Raw genomic sequence first — 25,016 nt, forward strand, 5'->3', positions numbered from 1 at the left:
CCCCAGAAGTTTTACACCCAGAAGTTTTGCACTCTGAATTCTTGCACTCGAACAGGACGGATCAGATGTGGCGGCCGCCGGTGATCTCGAGAACCGTGCCGGTCATGTAGCTCGAGAGGTCGCTCGCGAGAAACAGTACAACCGACGCAACTTCCGAAGGCTCGGCCGCACGCCCCATCGGGATCTCGGCAAGCTTCTCGTTCCAGATCCGTTCGGGCATTGCCTCGGTCATCGCCGTGCGGACAAGTCCGGGCTGAACGGCGTTGACGCGAACGTTCTTGAACGCGACCTCCTTTGCCGCGGCCTTCGTCAGACCGACGATGCCGGCCTTGGCGGCCGAATAGTTGGTCTGCCCGAGCATGCCCACCTTGCCGGAGATCGACGAGATGTTCACGATTGCGCCCGTCTCACGCTCGCGCATGCGGGCGGCGGCAGCGCGTGTTCCGTTCCAGGCGCCCTTGAGGTGGACGGCGATCACGTCGTCGAAGTCCTGCTCGGTCATCTTCCGCATCGTGGCGTCGCGCGTCATGCCGGCGTTGTTGACCATGACATCGACTGGACCGAAAGCGCTTTCAGCCAGATCGAGCATTGCCTCGACCTGTCCGGAGTCCCGCACGTCGCAGGAAGCGAAACGGGCGACCGACTCTCCGCCGAGTTCGGCGACCGCAGCCGTCCCCACGCTCTCGTTGATGTCGCCGAGAACGACGGTCGCGCCTTCCTTGATGAAGGTGCGCGCAATTTCGAGCCCGATCCCCTGTGCTCCGCCCGTCACCACTGCGACCTTGCCGTCCAACAATCCCATGTCCACTCCGTTCGTGAGGTTAAAGCTCGTCAGGTAAAAAGGTGTCAGCGCTGGTTTTGCTTTTTCGCTTGCGCCACGAGCCCACCGCCGAGAATCAGTCGCTGGATTTCGCTGGTTCCCTCGTACAGGCGCAACAGGCGAACTTCACGGTAGATGCGTTCGACCGGCACACCGCGCATGTACCCGTTGCCGCCGTGGATCTGCACGGCGAGATCCGCGACCTTGCCCACCATCTCGGTGCAGAAAAGCTTTGCCGCCGAGGGTCCGAGACGTCGATCCTCACCGCTCACGTACCGCGCGGCTACCTCACGCACCATCGCGCGTCCGGCCATGACACCGGCCTGCTGGTCCGCCAGCATCGCTTGAACCAGCTGGAAGTCGCCGATAGCGGTACCGCCCTGTTCCGTGACCACGGAGAACGCGACAGATTCGTCGAGCGCTCGCTGTGCTGCTCCCACCGAGAGCGCAGCGATATGGACTCGTCCGCGTGCGAGAGACGTCATCGCTGCGCGGTATCCGGTGTCCTGGTCGCCACCGACGAGGGCCGACCCGGGAACCCGGACGTTGTCGAAGGTGACCTCGGAGGTCCAAGCACCTTCCTGACCCATCTTCTTGTCCTTGGGGCCGACCGTGACGCCCGGTGTGTCGGCCGGAACCAGGAACACTGCAATTCCGGGGCCATCGGAGTCCGCCGGGCGGGTGCGTGCGAACACCACGAACAGCTGCGCCAGTGGAGCATTGGTGATGAACCGCTTGTTGCCGTCGATGACCCAGTCGGATCCGTCCAGAACTGCCTTGGTCCGAAGGCCGGCCGGGTTGGAGCCTGCGCCCGGTTCGGTCAGAGCAAAGGAAGCCACGACGTCACCGGAGGCGATGCGCTCGAGCCACTGAGCCTTCTGCTCGTCGGTACCGAAGCCGACCAATACCTGCCCGGCAATTCCGTTGTTTGTACCGAACATCGAGCGCAGTGCCAGGGACGTATAGCCGAATTCCATTGCCAGTTCGACGTCTTGGGTGAGGTCGAGTCCAAGCCCACCCCATTCCTGAGGGATCGCGTAGCCGAAGAGCCCGATAGCTGCGGCCTTCTTGCGTATGTCCTCAGGAATGGCGTCGGTGTCGGCTATTTCTTGCTCACGCGGAACGACTTCCTTTCGGATGAACTCCCGCGCAGTCGCCAAGATATCTGCGAAGTCATCTGCATCGACCTGCATTCCCACCACTCACCTTGCTGTTTCCGAAGTCCATGCCGTCCTCCGAAGTCAATACCGTGAGGCAATCGGAGTCAAAGACCTGAAAACGAACCGAAGGTAAGGCAGAACCTATAGCAAGTCTCAGACGGTGCGCAGTTCCCGCTTCAGTAGCTTGCCGCTCTGATTGCGCGGAAGTTCGGCCACGAAACGGATGTGCTTGGGCACCTTGAACGGAGCGATCCGTTCCTTGACGTGGGCAATCAACGCCTCGGGCGTCAACTCTTCGTTGCCGTCCTTGAGCACGACGATCGCGGTGACGGCCTCGATCCACTTCTCGTCGGGAGTACCGATCACGGCAACTTCTGCCACTGCGGGGTGTGTGTAGACCGCATCTTCGACCTCGCGCGACGCCACCAGGATGCCGCCGGTGTTGATGACGTCCTTGATCCGGTCGACGACCGTGATGAAACCTTCTTCGTCCCGCACGACCAGATCGCCCGAATGGAACCAGCCGTCGCGGAAGGCCTCGGCGGTGGCTTCCGGATTCTCCCAGTAGCCGTTGCACAGCTGCGGCGAGCGGTAGAGAACCTCACCGGACTCACCGTCGGCGACGTCGATTCCGTCGGCGTCGACGACTCGGGTTTCGACGAAGAACACTGCGCGACCGCAGGAAGACGGACGATCAGCATGCTCGCTGGGCTGGAGAACCGTTGCCAGTGGACCGATTTCGGACTGACCGAAGCAGTTGTAGAAGCCGATGTCCGGGTAGCGCTCGCGCAGGCGATTGAGCACGGTGACCGGCATGATCGAGGCGCCGTACTGTGCCTTCTTCAGCGAGGACAGATCGCGGGTCTCGAGGTCAGGATGGTTGGCCAGCGGTACCCACACGGTCGGAGCCAGGAACAGCGATCCGATCTTTTCGGCTTCGACACGGCGCAGGATCTCCGGGATGTCCGGCGCCTGCATCAGACTGACCGTCGCGCCGACGGACAGGTACGGCAGCATGAAGACGTGCATGCCCGCGGAGTGGTACATCGGCATGCAGATCAGCGGGTTGTCACTCTTGTCGAGCCCCAGCGCGATCACCGACGACACGTACTCGTGAACCAGCGCACCGTGAGACATCATGGCGCCCTTGGGCTTCGAGGTGGTACCCGAGGTGTAGAGCAGCTGCGCCAGATCCGTCGACGTCGCGCGCGGTTCGAAGACCGGCAACTCGCCTGCCTCACCGATCGTGACGACCGACAGTTCCGCATCCCGCAGTGCGATCACGTGGTCGAGATCGAGGTCGGAGCGGACCGAGTCGAGCGTCGACGCCAACGCTGGATCCACCAACACCGCACGGGCACCTGACTGCGCCACGAGGTACCGGAGTTCGTCCCCCTTGAGCGCGTAGTTGACCGGAACGTGCACCAAACCTGCTCGCGCACAGGCAAGGAATCCGATTGCATAGGCGTCGGAATTGGTTCCGTACGCCGCGACGCGGTCGCCGTGTTCGAGACCCAGACCGAGCAGATAGGACGCGACCCGGGTGACCGCGTCGTCGAGTTCGCGGTACGTGCGGGTGCGATCCTCGAAGACGACGGCTACGCGGTCGGGGTACTTGGCTGCCGAGCGCCGAAGCACTCCGTCGACGGTGTTGGTGCGTGGATCCAGGCTCATGCGCCTCAGGTTATAGGACGTCCAACTAAACCGGAAGAGCGATCGTTACTTATTGCGCCATTCAGGCTTTCGCTTGTCCACAAAGGCCTGCATACCTTCCTGAGCGTCGCAGGTCACGGCATTGGTTGCCATCGTTTCCGCCATCGCCTCGTACGCCTGCGCTTGCGGCAGATCGATCTGGTGATAGAACGCCTGCTTGCCGATCTTCACCGTCAAGGGGCTGGCCGTCGTGATCTTGGCGGCCAGCTCGCGCGCCTCCCGGTCAAGCTCTTCGGGCGGGACGACAAAGTTCACCAGACCCCAGTCCGCAGCGGTCTGGGCGTCGATCGTCTGACCGGTCAGCAACATCTGCATCGACCGCTTGCGCCCTACCGCTCTACTCAGAGCGACCATGGGCGTCGAGCAGAACAGTCCGATCTTGACCCCGGGAGTACCGAAAACAGCGTTCGACGCAGCAACGACCAGATCACACGACGCGGCCAACTGGCATCCCGCCGCGATAGCCGGGCCCTGGACTGCGGCGATCACCGGATGCGGAATTCGCTGCACGGTCTCCATCATCTCGGTACAGCCGTCGAAGATCGCCCGCTCGTCTTCGAGGGTTCTCCCGATCATCTCCGTCAGATCGTGGCCGGCGGAGAACACCGGGCCCTCGGCTCGCACGACGACAACCCGTACGCGCTCGTCCGCAGACAACTCGAGAAGGGCAGCCGTCACCTCGCGCATGGTCTCCGCCGAGAGCGGATTGCGGCGCGCCGGCCGATCGAGCGTCAGGAAACCGAGTCCCACCGATTCCTCGACGGAAATCTTCACTGCAGTGTTTTCTACCTGTGTCTGCGACATGTGTTCTCTCTACCAATCGAATCCGTCCCGGTCAACGAGACGAAAAGGGCATCCGCTCGCGCCGCGTCGATACGGTCCGGTCAATACTTCGCCACTACGAGGAGTGCCCATGAGCACCGATGTCGCCGTCACCACCGATCTCGAACAGATACTGCGCGCCCAGCAGGAAGCAACTCGCGCCGCCGGGCTGCCGTCCGCACAGACACGACGCGAGCGCATCCAACGCGTCGTCGATCTCCTGGTGGCAAACCACAAGGATTTGACCGAAGCGATCAACGAAGACTTCGGCGGTCGGATTCCGGCCTACTCGGTCATGAATGACGTTCTGGGATCGATGGTTTCACTCAAGCATGTTCGTGATTCGCTCGAAGAATGGATGATTCGCTCACCAAGAGCGACCGGAGCGATGCAGGACCAACTGGGTGCCACGGCGTACGTGTCGTACCAACCCAAGGGTTCGATCGGCATCATCGGAACCTGGAACGCACCACTCTTCACCCTCCTGAGCCCACTCGCCTGCGCTCTGGGAGCGGGAAATCGCGCGGTTCTCAAACCATCGGAAATCGTGCCAACCACTGCGGCCGTCCTGGCCGAGGCGGCGCGTCGAACGCTCGACCCCCTGGAAGTCGCGGTGGTGACCGGCGGCCCGGAGGTCGCTGATCTGCTGACGTCTCTGCCTTTCGACCACCTTGTCTTCACCGGCAGCACGACCGTCGGCAAGCTGGTCATGGCCAATGCTGCGAAGAACCTGGTTCCGGTCACCCTCGAACTCGGCGGCAAGTCACCGAGCGTCTTGAGCCGCAGCGCCGATATCAACTCTGCTGCTTCGCGTTTGGCTATCGCGAAATCGACCAATGCCGGTCAACTCTGCGTCTCTCCCGATCTGATCTACGTCCCGCGCGAGAACACGGAAGCATTCATCGGCGCATTCACCGATCGGTTCACCGGACTGTTCCCCACCATCGCCGACAACAAAGACATGGTCTCGATAGTCAGCGATCGTCACCTCGCACGCATCGAGGGGTACATCGCGGACGCCGCAGATCGTGGAGCACGAATCATCACCGTTCCAGACGAAGAACTCTCCGCAGACACTCGTCGTCGCCCACTGCGAATTGTTGTCGACCCTCCGACCGACGCGCAGATCATGAAGGAGGAGATCTTCGGGCCGGCCGTCGTGATCCTGCCGTACGACGAACTCGACAGCGTCGTCGCCGACATCAATTCACGCCCGAAGCCGTTGGCGCTGTACTACTTCGGTAACGATCTGGACGAGAAGGAATCCGTACTCGAACGCACCGTCTCGGGTGGCGTCACCATCAACGACGCGATGTCTCACCCCGGGCTGAGCGACGCACCCTTCGGCGGCGTCGGGGCTTCGGGCATCGGGCACTACCACGGGCGCGAGGGTTTCCTCGAGTTCAGTCACGCCCGAACGGTATTCGAAGCAGCGCAGCATGACCCGCGCGGTGAATGGGGAATGCTCCCGCCGTACGGTGAGGGTTTCGAGCAGATGATGTTGGCTCAGGTCACGCCCTGAGGCCTCCGGCCCCGTGAGCCTTTTTGGTAGTTCCCGCTACCGGAAAGGCGCACCGGCGAGGCCGCGGCTGAGGAACTCCACCAACTGACCCGGCTCGGTGTCCTCCGACTCGATCAATTGGATCAGCTCTTTCTTGTCTTCTACCGCAAGCGGTTCGATGCCGCCGAAGGTGCGCATCGTGGAGCCGGCCGGAAGGACTCGTGCACACACGAGCGTGCCCGGCTCGAGATTGACCGAGCCCCACTCGTCCGTGACCTTCACCAGATGCCCGTTGCGGACGTCACTGAGAGTCACCGACTGCCCCGGCTCCGTCGAGGCGACCTTGTACACCGAGCGCGCAATCTTCAACCACTCGTCGGCCAGTTCCCGCTCGTCGGAGGGCAACAGTTCTCCGCGGCGCTCGACAAAAGCCGCGAAGATACCGGCGTCGAACAAGGCAGCATCGACGGCCAAACCTCCTTCGACGGCCAACGTCAGTGCTTCTTCGCTGTTGAACTGCTCGGCACGAATGAGCGCAAGATCGAATACGGCGTCGAAGTACTCCGGCGTGCGCGAGAACAACTGAGCCTTGACGTAGAGCCAGCTGGCCCGGTCGTCGAAAGTCACCTCGGACTTACCGAGATGGCAAACCTTGAACTTTCGACCGGAACCGCACCAGCACTTGTCATTTCGACCGAGCTCAGGATGCTCCGCCGGTGCATAGCGCTGAAGAACCTCATGCAGAACTTCGGACTCGCCACCCTCGATCCGGCCCAGCAAAGCCAGCGCTCGCGCCACATCGCTGCGATCGGCCGCCAGCAGCGCCAGATCGAAGATCGCGGGAGTCCAGTCGGGATCAAGATCGTGTGCTGATTCGTACGACGCCTCAGCGGCAAGGATCTTTCCGAGACGGTCCGAAGCTTTGCCCGCCAGCCAGTGCGCTGCCGGCTTGACGCGACGCGCCCCTTTCTCCGCGAGAGCAGTTGCAACAGAATGCAATACGGAATAGTGATCATCGAGTTCGGACAACAGTTCCAATGCAGCCGCAGCCGCGGGCGGCTCGGCGATGCCGGCGAAGGTCTGCGGATCCTCCTTGATCTGCTTGCGCGCCCAGTCCGAGACATCCTCGACGCCTTCGTCTTTCGAGGCCATGACCACATCGACGAAGGCGATCACCGACGCGGCTTCTTCGGAGTGCAGGTTCTCTCGTATCTCGAGCATCCTGGCCCGGTTCGCCAGGTGGTATGCCTCGAAATCGAAACCGTCCACCGCGACGTAATCACCGTCGCGGACGTAACCTGCCGCGTCGAGCATCTCGCCCAGCGGGGCGGTCGGCTGACGGAACAGCGACGGCTCGTCGAGCATCAACTGCCAGACAATGGCATCGAGGGTGTCCGCGCCGATGTCAGCAAGGACCGTCGCCAGGTTCTCGCCGAATCCGGGTGCGGGATCGAGTACCTCGGGGATGGTGCAGAGCGTCAACTCACGGTCAGCGACGAACAATCCGATCAAGTCACCTGCCGAGCACTCGGCAAGGGTGTCGGTGTCGAGCAGGAAACCTTCGTCATGCGGGAACTCCGGGTCTTCGATCCCACGATCAGCCAACAGATCGTCGTCGATCCCGCGATGCACGACGCTGATGCCGTGGATCTCATCGTCGTCACGATCGAGGAAAACTCGCAGCATCATCAGATCGGGATTGGCGTCGAGAACGCCGGACTTGATCTCCGCTTCGGTGAGGCGATGGGTCAACACTCGATGCTCGAACAACGTGTCGAGTGCGGCGTACCGCTCCTCACTCAAGTATCCGAGCAGTGGGTCCTCGACGTACTCGACAAATTCGGCCATGTCCTCGGCTGTACCGTGCCCGGCGTCAGCCAGCAGGGTGCCCCAGTCCGCCGCTGTCTGCGGGCCGTGCTCACGCAACAACTCCATCGCGGCTTCGGCGATCAAGTCATTGGCATCCATCGGTTCGTTCACCTATCCAACTTTAACGGGGTCGACTCGATACATCGTCACCGGTCATCGGTCGAGTGATCGGCGCCTCCACGCGACTCGCGCACCAGTTCTTCCGCGTCGAGATCCTCGGAAGCAAGAACCTCGAGAACCCTCGCGGCCTGCGATTCCGAAGCCATGACCACCACGCCCACCGCAAGCGCGCCAGTGGGGGCCGTCAGGACCCGAGCACTGATCACATCACCGGGCTGGCCTTCGACCGAGTGAGCAACCGTGACGGTCTCCTTGGTCCCACGATCGAGCAACACGACACCGGTGTCGGAAGATTCGACCACCTCGTACACCGACCTCCGGGTTCCGAGCCACTGCGCGGCTGTCACTACTTCCGCCTCCGGGAGGAGTTCGCTGCGTCTGGCCAAGAAGTCGGCAAAGACCCCACCCTCGAACAGAGCCACATCCAGTGCCGAGCCGTCGAAGATCGTGGCGGCGATCAGTTCGTCCTCGGAGAGATTCTCGTTTTCGAGATCGTCGAGCCCGGTCACGGTGTCGACGAACTCGGAGGCAAAGGCAAACAGACATGCCTTCTTGTACAACCACCGACCGTCCGCCTTGACGGATTCATCAGCCTTTCCGAGGTGGCAGACCTTGTACTTTCGGCCCGAACCACACCAGCACTTGTCGTTTCGCCCGAGTTCCGGGTGATCGGTTGGGACGAAGTCCTGCAAAACGGCGTAGAGATTCTCTTCACTTCCGCCGTCGATCCGCCCGAGCAGTGACAGTGCACGGATCGCGTCGCCGCGGTCCGACGCGAACTGCGCCAATTCGAACAAGGCCGGACCCCAACCAGATTCGGCAAGTAGCGCTTTCTCGTAGTGCGCTTCCGCTTCGAGGACACGTCCCAGCCGATCGACGGCCTTACCGGCCAGCCAATGAGCCGCCGCCCGCACCGGCCGTGGCCCTCGCTCGGCCAGTTCCGCTGCAAGCGCTTCGAGAATCGCATCGGTCACCGGATCCTGATTCCGAAATCCGAGGTCGAACACCGCTACCGCTGCACCCGGATCTGCGAGTGAGACAAAAGAATCCGGGGCAGCGCTCACATGACGGTGGGCCCAGTCCGCGATATCGAAGTCGGCGATGACCGCGTCGGTGTATCCGCGATCCGCCAGATCGACAAACGCGACGGCAGAGACTGCCTCGTCGTGGGTCAGGTCGTAGGTGCTGGCGACCAAGGCTGTCCGAATCTGCAGATCGTAAGCGTCGAAGTCGAATCCCCGACGTGCCAGCAATTCTCGCTCATGTTCGTAGCCTGCCGCCTCGAAGAACTCGCCCAGCGGCGCAATGGGAACCGTGAAGAGTGACAGATCCTCGAGCAGGAGTTGCCAGCACACGGAATCGAGTGCCTCGACTCCGTCCTCCTCGAAAAGCTCATCCAGGGCGGGAACAAGATCGGGCTCGTCTTCGATCTCCACCAGGCGAAAAGCAAGTCTGCCGTCTTCGACGGCAAGGCCGACGAGATCGCCATCGGCACACTCGCCCAGAGTTCCGACCGGGAGAACCACAACTCGTCGACTCGGGAAGGGAGCAGATCCGCGTTCCAGGATTGCTTCTTCTGCCAGGGCCACTCGGATCGCCCCGTCCTCGCCGCCGCCGAATGCCAAGATCGGTTCCAGGTCGGGGCTCGCGTCGAGGACGTCGGACGCAATCTCGGACTCACTAAGCCGGTGAGTGAACACGAGCCCTTCGAGGGCCGCGTCGAGGGCAACATACTTTCCGTTCGGCAGGTACCCGAGCATCGGCTCGGGCAGGTACTCGAGCACGTCGGCCAACTCGGTCGCAGTTCCGTACTCCTCGAGATGGGTCGCCAACTCGTCGAGACTCAGCGGGCCTTGCTCACGCAGAACAGCCAAAGCAGCGGAGGCAATGGAACCAGCGGCGTCGTCGTCGAAATCAGTCACCCGCCAATGGTAGGCGACTTATTGCAGTCCACTGAGCCCCTCGCCCAGAACGGTCGCACCGAGGATCGCCAGGATGACCGCCATCATCACTGCGTTGTTGGCGGTCATCCATGCCTTCGCGGATGCGAGGATCTCGTCGGCTCGCTTGCCGGAGAACACCTTCACCAGGGTCGGCGACGCGATGCCGACGCTCGCGATGACAGTAAAGATGACCGCCGCAACAATCTGTTGAGCAACAACATTCGTGGCGACCGCGATAGTGGCCGCACCGGATACCGCCAGCGCAGCATTCTTGGGATTGATCGCCGCGGACAAGAACGCCAACCCGAAAGCCTTGCGCGGCGTCAAACCGTCGATGCTCTTCATCCACTTCGGAACTGTCGGATCACTTCCGTCTCTCGGTCGCGCTCGCCACTGCTTCTACGCCAATCCGAACAGAACGACGCCCAACACGATTCGTACGACGCTCGACCACACCGAAGTCTGCGACGACTCCGACTCCGCGAACGAATAGTCCGCGATCACGATGGTCGCTGCAACGACCGCCGATATGCCGAGCACCCACCCGAGGAGAAAAGACACCGCCCCTCTATGCGCTCCGGCGGTAACCATCACGAGCACGATCACCGCCATGGGCATCGAAACGAAAAGCAGACCGAGGGCAAGCGGGAGTGACAGACCGATCGCGGCTAGCACTAAAAACCTCCAGTTGAATGCACAATCGATGACAGACGCGAAATCATGACGGGGTTGGCAGAATGACCTCGATGAGATGCGGGCCGGGTTCCGCCAGCGCTGCGGCAAACTGCACCGCCAACTCCTCCGCCGTGCTCGCCCGTGACGCCGGCACACCCAGGCCCTCGGAGATCTTGACGTAATCCATGTTCGGAGACGACAAATCCAACATCGACTGTGCGACGACGCCGGCACCTTCTGCGCCGACTCGTTGCAGTTCGCCGCGCAGGATGGCGTACGCGCGATTGTTGAGCAGAATCGTCGTGACGTTCAACATCTCTCGCGCCTGCGTCCACAACGCCGTGATGGTGTACATCGCGCTTCCGTCGGCTTCGAGATTGATCACCGGTCGCTCCGGCGCTGCCACCGCGGCGCCCGTCGCAACCGGGATCCCCTGGCCGATGGCCCCTCCGGTGAGCGTGAGCACGTCGTGGCGCGGCGCTCCGGCAAGGGCGATCGGAACCGCCCAACCGGAAGTGGCAGCCTCGTCGGAGATGATGGCGTCGTCTGGCAGCAGGGCGCCGATCACATCGGCCCAATTTCGAACGTCCAGTGGCCCACTCGGAAGTTCTGGCCGATTCGCCTCCTGCAGAACAGGTTCGACTCCCGGTGCCACGAGTTCTGCCACTGCTTCCAGAGCACCGGCAACATCGTCGCCGACGCTCGCAAGCGTTGTCACCGCAGCGCTCTCCGGTGCCAGATCGCTCGGTTTTCCGGGATACGCAAAGAACGAGACCGGCGAAACCGCGCCAGCCAGAACCAGCTGAGTTGTTCCGCGAAGTTGTTCGGTGGCGTGCTCGGCGAAGTACCCCAAGCGCTCGAATGACGGTAGCCCCGCACCCCGTTGAAGCCTCGCTGGAAAGGTCTCGACCAGAATCTGCGCACCCGTCGCGACGGCGATCCGGGAAGCGGCGCGCAGTCCGGCTTCGGAACACGCTGCGCCTCCCAACAGTAGCGTTGCACGGCCCTCGGTATTGAGCGCTTCTACCACCGAGTCGATCTGTGCTGCAGAAACGTCCGCCCGCGGCGGTATGTCCCGAGGCTCCGCAAGCACTCCGCCTTCGCCCCACGAGACGTCAGCAGGTAGGACCAGTGTCGCGATCCTTCCAGGCGAATCCATTGATGCGGCAACGGCGTCGGCCGCATCGCTACCGACGGTCGCGGGGGATTCGGAACGTCGGCTCCACCCCTCCAGCCATTCAGTCAGCGCGTCGATGTTCGATTCGAGAGGAGCGTCGAAACCGTGGTGATAGGTCGCGTGGTCGCCGACGATGTTCACGATCGGTGTGTGGGCGCGGCGCGCGTTGTGAAGGTTCGCCAGTCCGTTCGCCATTCCGGGGCCGAGATGGAGCAGCGTCGCGGCAGGCTTTCCGGCGATCCGTGCGTAGCCGTCCGCGGCACCGGTCACAGCGCCCTCGAACAGGCCGAGTACGGCTCGCATCTGGGGAACGGAATCGAGTGCGGCAACAAAATGCATCTCGGACGTTCCGGGATTGCCGAAGCACACCTCGACACCCGAGTCGACAAGACTCTGGATAAGTGACTCTGCACCATTCATTTCGGTCACCTCTTCTTCATGAAAGCTGCGAATGCTTCTTGCGCTTCATCGGATCGTCGGCGTCTCGCGAAATGATCCGACTCCACGTCGATGGTTTCCAGCAGGGCGTCGAGATGCGGTCGACGGAGCAGCATCTTCGTGAGCGCTACCGATTCAGCCGGGGAGTCTGCAATGCGTACTGTACGCTTCAGCGCCACGTCGAGCGCGGTGCCGGCCTCCACGACGCGATTGACCAGACCGGCATCGGCAGCCTCGTCGGCGTCGAACATATCTCCGAGCATCAACAGTTCGGTCGCGCGTTTGAGGCCCGCGATCTGTGGCAACAAATAGCTCGATCCACCCTCGGGCGAGAGCCCGAGCGGAACGAACGGCAAGCGGAATCGTGTACCTCGTCCGGCAAACGCCAGGTCGCAGTGCAACAACATCGTGGTGCCGATCCCGACTGCAAATCCTTCAACCGCTGCGACAATCGGTTTGCGTGCGGTGACAAGTGCGATCAACAGATCCTTGGCCTCACCGCCGTCCTTGCCGGCAGTGTCCTGAAAACTTCCGATGTCGTTACCACTGGTGAAGACACCACCGGCACCCGTCAGCACCGAAACCCGCACTGCATCGTCGCCGTCCGAATCCCGGATCGCGTTCGTGAGTTCGCGGTAGGTCTTCGCGTCGAGCGCGTTGCGCCTCTCCTGGCGATCCATCGTGAGCAACCGGACTCCCGGTGTGTACTCCTCGATCCGAACAGTCATCCGTACCTCCGTCGTAGCCGAGAGTCTCGATTCAAGCTACTAGGTCCGGAGTTCAGCGTTCGTAGCCCTTGCGCATATCGTCGACGATGCGTGGCCGGTCGAGGGTCGAGGGCTCCAACTCCCGCCTCGGGCGATCGCGCGGAAACACCGTTGCCGACGCCAGCGTCGGCTCGTCGAGGAACCGTAGTTCCGGCACATCAGCGGGCAGACGAAGATCGGGTGGAGTGGATCCTGCTTGCGCGAGCACATATCCCCAGTCACCGAAGCTCGGCACGAAGACGTGGTAGGGCGAGACACTCAGTCCGACAGCCGATACCGTCGACACCGTCCTCCAGTACGCGTCCGGCGTCGAGTACGGACTGCCGGACTGGACGACCATCAAACCGCCCGGATTCATCGCGGCAGCGGCAAGTCCGTAGAACTCCACGGAATACAACCTGCCCAGTGCAGGCGTGTCAGGATCCGGTAGGTCGACGATGACCGCGTCGAAACCCGGTTCCGGGCTTTCTCGTAACCATCGGAACGCGTCGTCGAGAACGACGTCCACCCGTGGATCCTCGAGCGCTCCCGCGTTCAGATCGCGAAGACGGGTGTTGGCCAACTCGATCACGGCCGGATCGAGTTCGACCTGCACGATCTGCTCGACGCTGTTCATCCGCAGCGCTTCCCGTGCAGCGAGGCCGTCACCGCCGCCCAGAATCAGCACCCGCCGTGGATCGTTCACCAGTGCCGGATACACCAGCGACTCGGTATAGCGATGCTCGTCGACACTGGAGAACTGCAGGTCTCCGTCGAGGAACAAGCGCACGTCGTTGCCGCGCTCGGTGACGACGATTTCCTGGTACACCGACCGCTCGGAGGCCACCACCGGATCGGTGTACAGCCTCTGCCTCGCCGTGGTCTCGATGTCCGAGGCAGCGATCAGAAGCCATCCGATCAAGCTTGCCGCCAACAGCATTGCGACGACGGCGATCAATCGTGCGCGCAGGCTGAGCTGCCACCGGAGAAGTATCAGCGCGACAACTGCCGCGGCCACGAGATTGATCATGCCGGTGAGTGCGGCGCCGCGAATCATGCCCACCCACGGCAGCAGTACGAACGGCCACAGCAGGCCGCCGATCAACGCGCCGAGGTAGTCGGCGGCATTGAGGTTTGCCAGCACTTTTCCGGTGCTCTGAGCATCATTGTCGCTCCGACCAGATTGCAAGAGCGTCATCAGCAAAGGCACTTCAGCACCGACGAGGATGCCGATCAGCGCCGTTGCGGCCACCAGAACTGCTGCGCTGGAACCGAAGAACGTGAAGGTCACGTACAGAGTGACCGCACTGAATCCGCCGATCAGGCCGAGCAGTATCTCGACCGTCACAAACGAAACGGCAGCGTGCCCCAGCAGAGGTTTTGCGGCCAGCGCTCCGATACCCAGAGCCGCAACAAATCCCGCGACGATCAACGACGTCTGGGTTATGCCGCCGCCGGTCAGACTCACGCTGAGCGTCAACAGCGCCAGCTCGTAGATCAGGCCGCACGCCGCGCACGCGGCAACAGCCGCAAGGAGAAGCATTCGTGCACGTGAGCCGAGCATCGTCGAACGCTCGGCAACCTTCACATCGGGATCAGCGGCAACCATCAGGTGAGCGCTGCGGCGTTCACCAAACCGATGGACAGCAAGCTCACACCTACAGCCCACGCGGCGCCGCACATCTTCGGATCCTGCACCAGCGCAACCAGCTTGCCGGGAAGGAACGCGTTCATCAAACGCAGCGCGATCGCTTGCAACACGATCGCGAACAGTCCATACACCGCGGAGTCAGCGAGCCCCTGAGCAAAACCGTCCGAACTGGTCAGGATTGCCGTCACCACGATGATCGCCAGCGCAAGATGGTTGGAAGCCAACAGAATCGCAGCGTTCGGGTTCTTGTCGATGTACACCTGATGGCGGAGATTTCCGGGTGTCATGAGGTCGAGGACGAGGAAACCCGTGGCCAGGACCGCTACGCCGACGGCGAAATAGGCGAGGGTGCCGAGAACACCACCGACGAGCAATGCCGGATCCACCGTCCCGATCTCGACGGAAGTGGATGCAAAGATGTTCGTCACGCCGTTCTCCTTCTCATTGAGCATTACCGTCATTTGGCACTACCCGAACCGCCGCTGCCGCTGCTTCCACCCGCTGGGGACCCCGGGTTGAAACCCGGCCCCAGGTACGCGTATCCGCCGCTGCGATACGTGCCGTCGATGTCCTCTACCTTGATGGTGCTGCCACCGCCCGAAGCTGAACTGACAGTGACGATGTCGTCGTCGTAGCGCAGGTATTCGTTGCCGCCGTCAGCACTTCGCGCCGCGGGTTCGTCCGCGTCGACAATCCGTGAGACAGTCGTGCCCACTGGATCTTTCGACGAGTACAAAACGACGTCGCCATCCTGGGACGTCTTGGAATAGTTGTCCGCGATGAAGTCTTTGGCTCCACCACCGCACGCCGACAACATAATTGCGGCCGCCAACATCACCGGGACTAACCACGTACGCCCCCTCACGGTCGCCACCGGCTGCGTGTCTTCACGATCACTCCTGTCCCCTCCCCCGGGTACAAATGCCAACTCTGCCAACTCCACCCCTGGCGGTCTCGCACGCCACACAACGCGGTCAACGCTGTGTCGTCACCGGGAAACGATCCGCAGATCCAGCCGTCCTGACCGGCGGATTCTCTCAACGAAGCAGCTTCCGAATCGAATTCGACTCGGTCCAGGACCGTTGAGGAAGACTCGAACCGGTAGTTTTCCGTGGACTCCACTGCGGGCAACGGTTCACCGCCGGCCGCAAGAGCATCACACGAAACCTGTTCGGTCAGCTTCTTTTCCGACGCCCAGGCCGTCACCACGTGCGACGCCCCGAGGACCCCCAGCGTCAACGTCGCACCGGCAGTTTCGATCACCAACTCGGCGAGGGTCGGCGGCGCGGGAGCTCCCAGTACCAACCCCAGTGCAGCGGCATCCACGTCGGTCGGTTCCACGTCGAGTAGATACAGACTCATTCCGGTGGGCCCGAGTGGATGACGGTGAGTTCGCTACGCGTGACCGCTCGTCCCGTGGAAACCTCCCACGACTGTCCGCGCGCCCACTTCTCGAATGCGATCAGGCCGGTCTTGTCGGCGGTTGCGTAGTCCGCGTATTCCATCGAACCGGCAGGGGCCGTACCCGTCGTACCCTCGGCAGTGAACTTCGCCGTTCCACTTTCGATCTTGCGGTGAACCTTGTCGTCGAGAATGACGTCGCCGTTCGGGACCAGGTTGGTTCCTTCTCGACGCATCCAGAGAGTCATCTCCAGTTCGCCCTCGTCGTCCTCGACCGTCAGCCAGCGGCGACCGGTCGACCCGTCGAGAAGGTGCTCACGCCAGATGTACCCCTCTTCGTCGAGCGTGATGGTCCCTCGAACAACGTGGTCGATACCCGCGTACGTGATGATGTCGCCGACCCCGATCTTGTGAGGGTCGTACACCTCGGGATAGTCGGCGAGCGGGTCGACGCGGGCATTCGGCTTGCCCTGGCGTCCACGCAGGACCACGAACGCGACGGCAGCGATTACCACGAGTATCAGGACAACTATCAGCACGTTGGTCAACGGTTTCTCCGAAATCGTCTCGGCAGGGTTGCCGCGGGCCATACCCTACCGATCCGTTCTCAGCCTTTTCGGATGAGACTGCCGGCAATCTGGCCTGTCGCCGACCCGACGGGTCTCCAGCGCCGCGGGCAGATCGAAAGACTGCCCCGGCGCACCTTTGCGTTTACGCTCAGCCCGAGGAACTCCGCGCGAAAGAAAGCCGGTCGACTGACGATGAGCACGAACACGGAGCCGTCTGCCCGCACCGTCATGCACACACCACGATTCTGGTTGACACCATTGATAGTGGTCACCCTCTTGATGTCCGCGCTGGCAGCGCTGTACATGGGTGGGATACTCGACCCCAAGAAACATCTGGACCAGTTCCCGATCGCGTTGGTCAACCAAGACGAAGGCGATACCCTCCCGGGCGGTGATCCCACCGATCGCAAGAATTTCGGAAACGACATAGTCGCCGGCCTCGAAAGCGGAATCGACCACCAGAAGATCGACCTGCAGCAGATCGGTATCGCCGAAGCACAATCACGGCTGAACTCCGGCACACTGTACGGGGCGATCGTGATTCCCAGTGATTTCACGAAAAGGACGATCATCCTGGCGGAGGCGAGCGTCGTCGCCGGTGATGTAGAACAACCGATCATCACGATCTACACCAATCCTCGAGCAGGTTCCGTCTCCGCATCTCTGGTCCAGTCGATCGGTACTACAGCCCTCGCGTCGGTCAACAAGAACATGGGCGAGCAGCTCACCACACTTGTTACCGCGCAGTTGGAAGCGGGAGGCACTGGAACCCAGATCTCCGGCGCGAGCCGTCTGCTGCTCGAGAATCCGGTGAACGTACTCACCGTGGCTCACGATCCGCTTCCCGACGGCACCGGATTCGGTTTGGTTGCATTCTATTTCGCGCTGCTGTTGGTCCTTGCCGGGTTCACCGGAGCAACCGTCGTCAATTCCTTGGTGGACGGCATGCTCGGTTATGCGCCCACGGAATTCGGTCCGCTCTTTGTTCAGAACGATGTGGTGGGTATCAACAGATTTCGGACGCTGCTCGTGAAATGGGCGTTCATGATCGTGCTGTCCGGCATAGTCTCCGCAGTGTTCCAGTGGATCAGTCGCGCCCTAGGTATGCCGGTCACCCACGGGCTTGCATTGTGGGAGTACGGGGCGTTGGTCATCACAGCGGTCGGCATCACGGCAATGTCGGTGATGGCCGCGTTCGGCTCGTTGGGCATGTTGATCAACCTGTTCGTCTTCGTCATTCTCGCGCTGCCCTCGTCCGGCGGCACCATCCCCCTCGAAGCCAGCCCCAGGTTGTATGCCTGGCTGGCCCAGTTCGAGCCCATGCACCAGATTTACATGGGCACACGGTCGATCCTGTTCTTCGGTGCGCGCGGTGAGGCCGGCTTGCTGCATGCCATCTGGATGACGTTGGTGGGTCTACTGATCGGCGTCGTGCTCGGCATCGTGACCACCCGTTTCTACGACCGCAAGGGCTACGAACGCACCCATCGCCCCAAGGTGGCGTGACATGGTACCCAGCCGGGATTTGATCGAAACCTGTTGGGCCGATTCAATGTGATTGCGCGTTTCGGGAATCTTCGACCCCCTTCCGCACGTTGTACAACTATGGCTAATTACAAAACAGTCAATCCCGCGACAGGTGAAACCGTCAGGGAATTCGATACTTTGGATGACGCCGGAGTTGAAGCCGCACTTGCGAACACGCATCGCGGCTACTTGACCTGGCGCAACAGTGCGCCACAGCAACGTGCGGCAGTCCTGAGCAAGACCGCCGAACTGTACACAGAGCGAGCAGACGAACTGGCCCGAATGATCTCGTTGGAGATGGGTAAGCCGGTCCGCGAGGCCAAGGGCGAAGTACAACTCTCGGCCGCGATCTATCAGTGGTACGCAGACCACGGTCCGGCGTTGCTCGAGGAAGAACGGCTCGACGTTCCCGGGGCCGAGGAGTCGGTTGTGTACCGGCGACCGATCGGCGCCCTGATCGGTGTCATGCCGTGGAACTTCCCGTACTACCAGGTCGCCCGCTTCGCGGCACCGAATCTCATGCTGGGCAACACGATTATTCTCAAGCACGCGTCCAACTGTCCGCAGTCGGCCCTGCTGATGGAAGAAATTTTGCGACAAGCCGGATTGCCGGACGACGCCTACGTCAACGTCTTCGCGACCAACGAGCAGATCGCGGACATGATTGCCGATCCGCGCGTTCAAGGCGTGTCACTGACTGGCAGCGAACGCGCAGGCACCAGCGTCGCCGAAACTGCGGGACGCAATCTCAAGAAGGTCGTCCTCGAACTCGGCGGATCGGACGTGTTCATCGTCCTCGATTCCGACGACATGGATGCCACCGTCAAGTCCGCAACCAAGGCACGTCTGTCCAATGCCGGCCAGGCCTGCAACGCGGCCAAGCGTTTCATCGTCACCGAAGATTTCTACGACGACTTCACCCGCAAATTGGCGACGTCCTTCGAATCCGTTTCTGCCGGTGACCCGTTGGACGAATCCACCGTCTTGGGTCCGCTCTCTTCGCAGAGCGCGGCAGACACTCTGATCGAGCAGATCGACGACGCTGTGTCCAAGGGAGCAACGCTGCTGACCGGTGGAAAGAAGATCGACGGCCCGGGCGCCTACGTTCAACCGACATTGCTCGCAGACGTGACACCGGACATGCGGGCGTACAGCGAAGAACTGTTCGGACCTGCCGGCGTCGTCTACAAGGTCAAGTCGGCCACCGAGGCTGTGGAACTTGCCAATTCGTCGGTCTACGGACTCAGCGGATCCGTCTGGAGCAGCGATCTTGATTCCGCGCGGTCGGTCGCTGCCGATCTCGACGTGGGGATGGCGTTTGTCAACGAGCACGGTACGACGTTGCCTGGCCTGCCCTTCGGCGGAGTCAAGCGCTCCGGCGTTGGCCGCGAACTCGGCCCGTGGGGAATGGACGAGTTCGTCAACAAGAAGCTGATCCGTGTCTCCAAGAAGTAGCTCGACGCAGAAGTAGCTCGACACAAAGGAAGGCCCTGACCTCGATGGAGGTCGGGGCCTTCTTTCTCACCCACCGGCCAGCAAGTGGGTCCGCTGCCTGGTCACTCGCTTGCTGGCGTGGCACCCCCACGAGTGAGGCTCCACCCGAACCTCGTCGCGATGACAGCTGACACCCAGCCCAACAGCGCACCCACCAGTGGAGCAGTGACGGCGGTGTAGATCGCCTCGTTGGAAATACCAACCGACACGGCGGAGTCACCGACAAAGGCGAAATCGGTTCGGGATGCGAAGGACGCCCACTCGATCAGGCCGGAGACAACAATAATCAGAAACCCCAGCAGAAAACCGCAGCCGGCCAGAAGAACATGAAGTGCGCGCATCCGAGCAGTCTGCCTGTAACGCTCCGCAGGATGAAACCGACCTGCTGGTATGACACTTTCAGGAATCGCTCGCACTACCGTGATCACCGCCGCCCTCTGCGCGAGCGCAGCCATCTGTTCCGCGACGTCTGCTTCTGCGGACGTAGTCGACGTCACGATCCTTCCGGGTCTCAGCAGCGGGCCGACGACGCCGTACGGAGCGGGCTGCACGTATCTGGTGGTTGCCAGGACAGAAGCGTTGAACGAGCCGAACGTCTCGATTGTCGACATGAACCGGGCGTCGACCATGTTCCCGCAGGAATTGATCTGGGACACCGTCAATCCCTACTTCACCTTGCCGGTCGTACTCGGCCACGCCGTCACACTGTGGACTCCGACGGCGCCCGGTGAGCACTCCCTGATGGCCTATCAGACATCCGCGGGCGGGCCGGTCGCAACGGTCAACGTCAATCCGGCCACCCCGATCGGTCCGGGGTGCGTCGTCGCGCCCTGAACCACCGCCCCTCAGCTCTCCAAGAAATCGACGAGCACCCGGTTCAGTTCATCGGCGGGAACCATCGGAATGCTGTGGTGTGAAGCATCTTCCAAAACCTCGACGCGTGCTGCGGGAACACGCTCACGTACTACCTTGGCCACTGTTGCCGCATCATGCACCCGCCCTCCCCGCGCGAGGACCACCAACAACTCGACATCCAGAGCGCTCGAGTCCTGCTCCGAAGGACGTCGAGGCACTACCAGATTGGGTCGTGGTAGATCCGAAGTGCCCAATTCCGCAAGTGAGAGCCAGTCGGAGTCGATACCCAACTCGCCTGTCTCCCACTCCAACAGTCGCCGTCGGCGTGCTCGCGACGGCTTGATCAGCAACGGAAGCGCACGCAGAAGGTAGCCCGCCTTCATGCCGGAGAAACTCGAATTGGGATCGAGCAGGACAAGTTTCCCGACACGATTCGGTCGATGCAGCGCAAACGCCAACGCAATCATCGCGCCGTAGGAATGTCCGATGACATCGACGGTATCGGTGCCGGTGTATTCGACTATCGAGTCCATCCACTCGATCAGATCGTCGACGGACTTCATCCGATCACCATTCCGAATGCTGAGTCCGGCATCGCCCAGGGTGTCGACGGCAAAAACACGCCGGGATTTCGACAGCGCCCCAACATTGTCGAACCACACCGTCGAGGTGGCACCTCCCCCGGACAGAAGGATCAATGGCTTCCCGTCTTCGGGTCCACAGACATTCACATGTGTGCTGCCGAACCGGCCTGCGAGATCCACACCCAGCGGTTTCTGCGGCCATTTGGTCAGCACGGCGTCGTATGCACGATTGAAGTCCATCCCCACCCCATTTTCTCTCGATTATCGAGATAGTAGACAATCGAGAGACAACACACCAGGGCTGGGAGATATCCATGAGCGTCGGCGATACAGAAGACGAAGCGATGGCGATCGTCCACTCGCTTCGCGCGCTGACCGTCGACTTGAACGTGGCGGTTTCCGAATTTGCGACCAACCACACGATGCACTCCACCGACGTGCGCGCGCTGATCTGCCTACTCGATGCCGAGCGCTCGGACACGCCGGCGACGCCAGGCTGGCTCGGCGCACAACTCGGCATCAACTCGGCGTCGGTGACCGCGCTCGTCGACCGGATGGTCAAGGCGGGCCACGTAGCTCGGGAGCGGGACTCGGCGGACCGCCGGCGAGTGATCTTGCAGGTCACACCAGCGGCGGTCACACTCGGCGAGGGCTTCTTCGGCCCACTCATTTCACGGGCAGTGAGCACCATCGGCAATTACACGGCCGCCGAGCGAGCCACCATCGCGAGTTTCATCATGGCGATGCGAGCGGACGTGGAGCGGGCTCGCATCGATAGGGAGCCCTCCCTGTGACTGGCATACTTCCCGCGGGAGAACGCGCCTTTCTCGTGGACCTCGATTCCGAAGCCGACGTGCTCACGTTCACCGAAGCGCTGACGCGAAGCACCCCGGTCGGGGTCGAAGATTTCCTCCCCGCAGCCCGCACGGTCTTGGTCACGTGCACCCCGGCGGCAGATCTCACGTACGTCCGGCAGTGCTTGAACGATCTGGAGCAGTCCAAGTCCGCCGCGACCGCAGACGAGCATTCCGAGACAGAGGCACTCACCATCTCCGTCAGGTACAACGGGCCCGACCTCGACGACGTCGCACGGTCCCTCGGAATGACCCGAGCAGAGGTGGTTGCGGCTCATACCGGCGCGATGTGGCGTTGCGCCTTCATCGGATTCGCACCCGGCTTCGCCTACCTGACTACAGGCGACACTCGGCTCGACGTACCGCGTCGAACTCAATCACGAACCACAGTGCCTGCCGGTTCCGTCGCCCTGGCCGCTGGATACAGCGCGGTCTACCCGCGGGCATCGCCGGGCGGCTGGCAGATCATCGGCCGCACCGACGCCGTGATGTGGGACCTGAACGCCACACCACCGGCCACCGTTCAGCCCGGAAGACGCGTGCGCTTCGTGAACGAGGAACAAGGATGAACGTCTTCGCGATACTCGAAACCGGACCGCTGAGCCTGATCCAGGACCTTGGACGGATCGGGCACCTTCGCTCGGGCGTCGGAGTTTCCGGTGCGGCAGACAGGCGATCTCTCAGGCTTGGCAATCGGCTCGTCGGTAACAACGAGGGCGCCGCAGGCGTCGAAATCCTCCTGGGTGGGCTGAGTCTTCGAGCCCACCAACCGACAACGATCGCGTTCACCGGAGCGCCTGCACAGGCCTACCACGACGGCATTCCGGTCGGGCATTCGAGCGTGATCTCTGTGCGGCCTGGTCAGACCGTCCGCCTGGACTACGCACCGAGTGGACTGCGGACGTATCTGACCGTCCGAGGCGGCATTGTGGTTCCCGAGATCCTCGGATCGCGCAGCACCGACACGATGTCCGGGATCGGTCCGGCGCCTCTCGAGCCTGGTGTTTTCCTCCCGATCGGGCCTTCGCCGACCGCGTTCTCACCCGTCGACCTCGCACCGGTGCCGCCGATGACAAACGAGACTCTCGACATTCGAGTCGTATTCGGTCCTCGTGCAGATCGATTCACCAATCCCGAAATACTCGTCCAGGGCCGATGGGCGGTTTCGACCGACTCGGACCGCATCGGTGCACGCCTCGATCGTGTCGGCGACGACGAACTGCTTCGACGAACCGATGACACCGAATTGCCCACCGAAGGCGTAGCGCTCGGATCGATCCAGGTCCCACCCAGCGGTCAACCTGTCGTGTTCCTCGCCGATCACCCCATCACCGGCGGGTATCCGGTGGTCGGAGTGGTCGCGGACGCAGATATCGATCGGCTCGGCCAAGCCCGCCCGGGTCAGCACATCCGGTTCGTCGGGGCCTGAGCAGCGCCGAGCGATGGCGTGTCGGACCTTGCCGTCACACTGATCCCGTGCGAGTTGTCCTGGTCCCCGGTAGTACGACGTCCACGGGAGCTGTGACGGCAACTGTCCTACGGACCGATCCCGGTGGAACGCCACTTGCCGATCCGGTCGAGTATCCCGACCTGATCGCAGCGGTACGCACCATCGAGGAAGCCGAGCGTCCGCGATGGGTGTGGCCGAGTACGGCGACCGTGTACCCACCACTATTGCGGGCAGGCGTACGGGTTCGGCGGTGCCACGACATCTCCCTGACCCGCGCGATACTCGGAATGCGCGTCGGCAAACCGTCACCGCCTGCCGAGGAGTTCGACGACGATCGTCTCGGGCTCTTCGACACTGCACCCGTTCTCGATCCCCGCGCCGTCGTCACCGAATTCGCCGAGCAGCGCGCAACCATCGGCGCGGATGCGCGCCTGGATTTGTTGATCGCAGCAGAGTCAGCCGGGGCACTCAGCGCCGCGGAGATGACGCATACCGGTCTCCCCTTCTCGACCCAGAAGCACCGCGCACTCCTCGAAGAACGGCTGGGGCCGCGCCCGACCGGATACGACCTCCCCGCTCGTATGCAGGAACTTGCCGCCCAGATCAGTGAGGTCTTCGGGCGCACCGTCAATCCTTCGTCTTCGGTGGAAATCACCGAGGCGTTCGGGCGCCAGGGCATCGAACTGCCGTCGACGCGCAAGTGGTTTCTGCAGGAAATCGATCATCCGGCGGTGCCGTTGCTCCTGCGTCACCGCGAACTCGCCAAGCTGTACAGCACCAACGGTTGGCAATGGATGGACAGTTGGGTGCGGGGCGATCGATTCCGCCCGATTTACGTTCCCGGTGGTGTCGTGTCCGGCAGGTGGGCGAGCCGGGGCGGCGGGGCCCTCCAGATTCCGAAGACCATGCGCTCGAGCGTCGTCGCCGATCCGGGCCACGTGTTCGTCGTCGCCGACGCCGGTCAGCTCGAGCCCCGAATTCTGGCCGCCATGTCCGGCGACCGCCGCATGATGGCCGCCGCCGGGGACGACGATCTGTACGCACTTGTCGGTGCCGAAGCCTTCGGCGGTGATCGCGCAAAAGCCAAGGTCGCAATCCTTGGAGTCCTGTACGGGGCGACGGCGGGTGAAGCCAAAGCACTGCTCATCTTGTTGAGGAAGCGATTCCCGGTCGCCGTCGAGTACGTCGAGCAAGCTGCCAAGGCAGGTGAGCGCGGCGAGGTGGTGAAGTCACTGCTCGGCCGGGCCTGTCCCCCACCGTCTCCCGACTTCTACTCCCACGGCGACGCTCACGCCCGCGGTCGTTTCACGCGGAACTTCGTCGTGCAGGCCACTGCGTCCGAGTGGGCGCTGTGCCTCCTGGCCGACCTCAGGCGCCGCCTCGCCGAAGATCCGGACGGTGAGTTGGTCTTCTTCCAGCACGACGAAGTGGTCGTGCATACGCGAAATCCCGAGTCAGGTACCGCCCACGTGCTGGCCGCCGCGGCTTCGGCAACTCGATTGTTGTTCGGCGACACAGTCGTCCGTTTTCCCATGGACGTCGCAGCCCGCGAGACGTACGGCAAAGACACTTCGTAGCGTCGTCAATTCCACTCCAAGTGGTTCCACCGCGCCCGTATTGCGTGTTCTACTGGAAAACGTTGCTTTG

At 62.3% G+C, this 25,016-nt stretch carries 24 protein-coding genes and 1 pseudogene; 8 read left to right on the plus strand and 17 right to left on the minus strand.

Annotation, left to right across the window (positions count from 1 at the left end; translation table 11 throughout):
• Nucleotides 1-61: 61 nt before the first annotated feature.
• The 4 genes from fabG to ACSW29_RS18540 all read right to left on the minus strand — a co-directional run bounded on the left by fabG (nt 62) and on the right by ACSW29_RS18540 (nt 4,497).
• Nucleotides 62-802: a 3-oxoacyl-ACP reductase FabG gene (gene fabG / locus ACSW29_RS18525; protein ID WP_230815199.1), complete on the minus strand. Its 741-nt coding sequence runs from the start codon at nt 800-802 to the stop codon at nt 62-64.
• Nucleotides 803-846: 44 nt separating this feature from the next.
• A complete protein-coding gene (locus ACSW29_RS18530) occupies nt 847-2,013 on the minus strand; it encodes an acyl-CoA dehydrogenase family protein (protein ID WP_230815198.1) in 1,167 nt (388 codons plus the stop codon).
• A gap of 120 nt (nt 2,014-2,133) precedes the next feature.
• Nucleotides 2,134-3,654 (minus strand): acyl-CoA synthetase, encoded by a 1,521-nt coding sequence (locus ACSW29_RS18535; protein ID WP_448277960.1) that lies wholly within the window; start codon nt 3,652-3,654, stop codon nt 2,134-2,136.
• A gap of 45 nt (nt 3,655-3,699) precedes the next feature.
• Entirely contained in the window at nt 3,700-4,497 is a 798-nt protein-coding gene (locus ACSW29_RS18540) for an enoyl-CoA hydratase (RefSeq protein WP_448277961.1), read from the minus strand.
• A gap of 109 nt (nt 4,498-4,606) precedes the next feature.
• Here ACSW29_RS18540 and ACSW29_RS18545 point away from each other — a divergent pair, with 109 nt between their 5' ends.
• Nucleotides 4,607-6,037 carry a coniferyl aldehyde dehydrogenase gene (locus ACSW29_RS18545; protein WP_448277962.1) on the plus strand — a complete coding sequence of 477 codons (1,431 nt, stop codon included), beginning with the start codon at nt 4,607-4,609 and terminating at the stop codon, nt 6,035-6,037.
• Nucleotides 6,038-6,073: 36 nt separating this feature from the next.
• Here the strand turns inward: ACSW29_RS18545 and ACSW29_RS18550 are convergent, their stop codons facing one another.
• The 11 genes and pseudogenes from ACSW29_RS18550 to ACSW29_RS18600 form a co-directional block, all read right to left on the minus strand.
• Nucleotides 6,074-7,996 (minus strand): SEC-C metal-binding domain-containing protein, encoded by a 1,923-nt coding sequence (locus tag ACSW29_RS18550; protein ID WP_448277963.1) that lies wholly within the window; start codon nt 7,994-7,996, stop codon nt 6,074-6,076.
• Nucleotides 7,997-8,031: 35 nt separating this feature from the next.
• Nucleotides 8,032-9,927, minus strand: coding sequence for an SEC-C metal-binding domain-containing protein (locus ACSW29_RS18555; protein WP_448277964.1), 1,896 nt, complete (start codon nt 9,925-9,927; stop codon nt 8,032-8,034).
• 18 nt (nt 9,928-9,945) lie between these two features.
• Nucleotides 9,946-10,311 (minus strand): annotated as a pseudogene (locus ACSW29_RS18560) (GAP family protein); the annotation flags it as partial.
• Nucleotides 10,312-10,347: 36 nt separating this feature from the next.
• A complete protein-coding gene (locus ACSW29_RS18565) occupies nt 10,348-10,623 on the minus strand; it encodes a hypothetical protein (protein ID WP_448277965.1) in 276 nt (91 codons plus the stop codon).
• Between the two features lie 43 nt (nt 10,624-10,666).
• Nucleotides 10,667-12,220, minus strand: coding sequence for an acetolactate synthase large subunit (locus ACSW29_RS18570; protein WP_448277966.1), 1,554 nt, complete (start codon nt 12,218-12,220; stop codon nt 10,667-10,669).
• Nucleotides 12,221-12,225: 5 nt separating this feature from the next.
• A complete protein-coding gene (locus ACSW29_RS18575) occupies nt 12,226-12,966 on the minus strand; it encodes an enoyl-CoA hydratase/isomerase family protein (protein WP_448277967.1) in 741 nt (246 codons plus the stop codon).
• Nucleotides 12,967-13,018: 52 nt separating this feature from the next.
• On the minus strand, nt 13,019-14,593 hold the full coding sequence (locus ACSW29_RS18580) for a polyamine aminopropyltransferase (protein WP_448277968.1): 1,575 nt from the start codon (nt 14,591-14,593) through the stop codon (nt 13,019-13,021).
• Nucleotides 14,593-15,096 carry a DUF350 domain-containing protein gene (locus ACSW29_RS18585; RefSeq protein WP_448277969.1) on the minus strand — a complete coding sequence of 168 codons (504 nt, stop codon included), beginning with the start codon at nt 15,094-15,096 and terminating at the stop codon, nt 14,593-14,595. The genes ACSW29_RS18580 and ACSW29_RS18585 overlap by 1 nt, the downstream gene beginning before the upstream one ends.
• Nucleotides 15,093-15,470 carry a DUF4247 domain-containing protein gene (locus ACSW29_RS18590; RefSeq protein WP_042448578.1) on the minus strand — a complete coding sequence of 126 codons (378 nt, stop codon included), beginning with the start codon at nt 15,468-15,470 and terminating at the stop codon, nt 15,093-15,095. Before ACSW29_RS18590 ends, ACSW29_RS18585 begins: the two co-directional genes overlap by 4 nt.
• A 26-nt stretch (nt 15,471-15,496) precedes the next feature.
• Nucleotides 15,497-15,997, minus strand: coding sequence for a DUF2617 family protein (locus ACSW29_RS18595; RefSeq protein WP_448277970.1), 501 nt, complete (start codon nt 15,995-15,997; stop codon nt 15,497-15,499).
• The gene (locus tag ACSW29_RS18600; protein WP_230815187.1) at nt 15,994-16,626 is read right to left on the minus strand and encodes a DUF4178 domain-containing protein; all 633 of its coding nucleotides are present in this window, start codon (nt 16,624-16,626) and stop codon (nt 15,994-15,996) included. The genes ACSW29_RS18595 and ACSW29_RS18600 overlap by 4 nt, the downstream gene beginning before the upstream one ends.
• A 171-nt stretch (nt 16,627-16,797) precedes the next feature.
• On the opposite strand from ACSW29_RS18600, the gene ACSW29_RS18605 reads away from it, so the two are divergent.
• Together ACSW29_RS18605 and ACSW29_RS18610 are read left to right on the plus strand one after the other, a co-directional pair.
• Entirely contained in the window at nt 16,798-18,111 is a 1,314-nt protein-coding gene (locus ACSW29_RS18605; RefSeq protein WP_347874799.1) for a YhgE/Pip domain-containing protein, read from the plus strand.
• Nucleotides 18,112-18,210: 99 nt separating this feature from the next.
• A complete protein-coding gene (locus ACSW29_RS18610; protein ID WP_230815185.1) occupies nt 18,211-19,587 on the plus strand; it encodes an NAD-dependent succinate-semialdehyde dehydrogenase in 1,377 nt (458 codons plus the stop codon).
• Nucleotides 19,588-19,688: 101 nt separating this feature from the next.
• Here the strand turns inward: ACSW29_RS18610 and ACSW29_RS18615 are convergent, their stop codons facing one another.
• The gene (locus ACSW29_RS18615; RefSeq protein WP_230815184.1) at nt 19,689-19,967 is read right to left on the minus strand and encodes a hypothetical protein; all 279 of its coding nucleotides are present in this window, start codon (nt 19,965-19,967) and stop codon (nt 19,689-19,691) included.
• A 49-nt stretch (nt 19,968-20,016) separates the two neighbouring features.
• Between ACSW29_RS18615 and ACSW29_RS18620 the strand changes: the two genes are divergently transcribed.
• Nucleotides 20,017-20,460, plus strand: a complete 444-nt coding sequence (locus tag ACSW29_RS18620) for a hypothetical protein (protein ID WP_448277971.1) — start codon at nt 20,017-20,019, stop codon at nt 20,458-20,460.
• Between the two features lie 11 nt (nt 20,461-20,471).
• On the opposite strand, the gene ACSW29_RS18625 is transcribed toward ACSW29_RS18620, so the two are convergent.
• On the minus strand, nt 20,472-21,305 hold the full coding sequence (locus ACSW29_RS18625; protein ID WP_448277972.1) for an alpha/beta fold hydrolase: 834 nt from the start codon (nt 21,303-21,305) through the stop codon (nt 20,472-20,474).
• A gap of 74 nt (nt 21,306-21,379) precedes the next feature.
• On the opposite strand from ACSW29_RS18625, the gene ACSW29_RS18630 reads away from it, so the two are divergent.
• The 4 genes from ACSW29_RS18630 to ACSW29_RS18645 are packed head-to-tail and all read left to right on the plus strand — an operon-like array spanning nt 21,380 to nt 24,946.
• Nucleotides 21,380-21,859: a MarR family winged helix-turn-helix transcriptional regulator gene (locus tag ACSW29_RS18630; protein WP_448277973.1), complete on the plus strand. Its 480-nt coding sequence runs from the start codon at nt 21,380-21,382 to the stop codon at nt 21,857-21,859.
• A complete protein-coding gene (locus tag ACSW29_RS18635; RefSeq protein ID WP_448277974.1) occupies nt 21,856-22,488 on the plus strand; it encodes a 5-oxoprolinase subunit B family protein in 633 nt (210 codons plus the stop codon). The genes ACSW29_RS18630 and ACSW29_RS18635 overlap by 4 nt, the downstream gene beginning before the upstream one ends.
• Complete coding sequence (locus tag ACSW29_RS18640; protein WP_347874805.1) at nt 22,485-23,348, plus strand: 5-oxoprolinase subunit C family protein; 864 nt, start codon at nt 22,485-22,487, stop codon at nt 23,346-23,348. The genes ACSW29_RS18635 and ACSW29_RS18640 overlap by 4 nt, the downstream gene beginning before the upstream one ends.
• 47 nt (nt 23,349-23,395) lie before the next feature.
• Nucleotides 23,396-24,946: a bifunctional 3'-5' exonuclease/DNA polymerase gene (locus ACSW29_RS18645; protein ID WP_448277975.1), complete on the plus strand. Its 1,551-nt coding sequence runs from the start codon at nt 23,396-23,398 to the stop codon at nt 24,944-24,946.
• The last annotated feature ends 70 nt before the right edge of the window (nt 24,947-25,016 follow it).

This window comes from Rhodococcus sp. GB-02 (genome assembly GCF_053470465.1).

What these genes read in the sequence shown, in the direction of transcription:
- fabG (WP_230815199.1), bottom strand. Translation starts at nt 802, where the DNA reads ATGGGATTGTTGGACGGCAAGGTCGCAGTGGTGACGGGCGGAGCACAG.
- ACSW29_RS18530 (WP_230815198.1), bottom strand. Translation starts at nt 2,013, where the DNA reads ATGCAGGTCGATGCAGATGACTTCGCAGATATCTTGGCGACTGCGCGG.
- ACSW29_RS18535 (WP_448277960.1), bottom strand. Translation starts at nt 3,654, where the DNA reads ATGAGCCTGGATCCACGCACCAACACCGTCGACGGAGTGCTTCGGCGC.
- ACSW29_RS18540 (WP_448277961.1), bottom strand. Translation starts at nt 4,497, where the DNA reads ATGTCGCAGACACAGGTAGAAAACACTGCAGTGAAGATTTCCGTCGAG.
- ACSW29_RS18545 (WP_448277962.1), top strand. Translation starts at nt 4,607, where the DNA reads ATGAGCACCGATGTCGCCGTCACCACCGATCTCGAACAGATACTGCGC.
- ACSW29_RS18570 (WP_448277966.1), bottom strand. Translation starts at nt 12,220, where the DNA reads ATGAATGGTGCAGAGTCACTTATCCAGAGTCTTGTCGACTCGGGTGTC.
- ACSW29_RS18575 (WP_448277967.1), bottom strand. Translation starts at nt 12,966, where the DNA reads ATGACTGTTCGGATCGAGGAGTACACACCGGGAGTCCGGTTGCTCACG.
- ACSW29_RS18580 (WP_448277968.1), bottom strand. Translation starts at nt 14,593, where the DNA reads ATGGTTGCCGCTGATCCCGATGTGAAGGTTGCCGAGCGTTCGACGATG.
- ACSW29_RS18585 (WP_448277969.1), bottom strand. Translation starts at nt 15,096, where the DNA reads ATGACGGTAATGCTCAATGAGAAGGAGAACGGCGTGACGAACATCTTT.
- ACSW29_RS18590 (WP_042448578.1), bottom strand. Translation starts at nt 15,470, where the DNA reads ATGTTGGCGGCCGCAATTATGTTGTCGGCGTGCGGTGGTGGAGCCAAA.
- ACSW29_RS18595 (WP_448277970.1), bottom strand. Translation starts at nt 15,997, where the DNA reads ATGAGTCTGTATCTACTCGACGTGGAACCGACCGACGTGGATGCCGCT.
- ACSW29_RS18600 (WP_230815187.1), bottom strand. Translation starts at nt 16,626, where the DNA reads ATGGCCCGCGGCAACCCTGCCGAGACGATTTCGGAGAAACCGTTGACC.
- ACSW29_RS18605 (WP_347874799.1), top strand. Translation starts at nt 16,798, where the DNA reads ATGAGCACGAACACGGAGCCGTCTGCCCGCACCGTCATGCACACACCA.
- ACSW29_RS18610 (WP_230815185.1), top strand. Translation starts at nt 18,211, where the DNA reads ATGGCTAATTACAAAACAGTCAATCCCGCGACAGGTGAAACCGTCAGG.
- ACSW29_RS18615 (WP_230815184.1), bottom strand. Translation starts at nt 19,967, where the DNA reads ATGCGCGCACTTCATGTTCTTCTGGCCGGCTGCGGTTTTCTGCTGGGG.
- ACSW29_RS18620 (WP_448277971.1), top strand. Translation starts at nt 20,017, where the DNA reads ATGACACTTTCAGGAATCGCTCGCACTACCGTGATCACCGCCGCCCTC.
- ACSW29_RS18625 (WP_448277972.1), bottom strand. Translation starts at nt 21,305, where the DNA reads ATGGACTTCAATCGTGCATACGACGCCGTGCTGACCAAATGGCCGCAG.
- ACSW29_RS18630 (WP_448277973.1), top strand. Translation starts at nt 21,380, where the DNA reads ATGAGCGTCGGCGATACAGAAGACGAAGCGATGGCGATCGTCCACTCG.
- ACSW29_RS18640 (WP_347874805.1), top strand. Translation starts at nt 22,485, where the DNA reads ATGAACGTCTTCGCGATACTCGAAACCGGACCGCTGAGCCTGATCCAG.